The organism is Cognatundibacterium luofuense (assembly GCF_018139685.1).
GTDB classification, from domain to species: Bacteria; Pseudomonadota; Gammaproteobacteria; order Burkholderiales; family Burkholderiaceae_D; genus Undibacterium; species Undibacterium luofuense.
In genome coordinates this window covers 1-360 of sequence record NZ_JAGSPN010000301.1, presented here as the reverse complement: position 1 = coordinate 360, position 360 = coordinate 1, and the positions used below count along the sequence as shown (strand labels likewise).

At 42.8% G+C, this 360-nt stretch carries 1 protein-coding gene; it reads left to right on the top strand.

The window, feature by feature from the left end; translation table 11 throughout:
* Positions 1 to 317 (top strand): DUF3426 domain-containing protein (locus KDM89_RS20510; protein ID WP_212689705.1); only part of this gene is annotated, 317 nt, incomplete at its 5' end.
* Positions 318 to 360 lie beyond the last annotated feature (43 nt).

Genomic DNA, 360 nt, shown 5'->3' with positions numbered 1-360 from the left:
CTGCAAAAATTGATCAGATCACGATAGAAGCGAATGAATTGATTTCTCAGGATAGTGACAAGAACCTGTTTCAACTGACCGTACAATTACAAAATCACAGCACGATGCCTATGAGCTGGCCACACATAGAATTGATTTTGAATGATGCCAAGGATAAAACCGTCATTCAGAAAAGCTTTAGTCCAAAAGAGTATTTAAGCGAGGTGGACGAGCTTGGCAAAGGTATTGCTGCCGGTTCAGACAAGAATATCAAAATTTATTTTGAACTGCCTAAGCTCAAAGCATCTGGCTATCACGTTGGTGCGTTTTACCCCTGACCTGCCGTCCTCAACCGATACCACTGACAACGCTCCTTGTCAC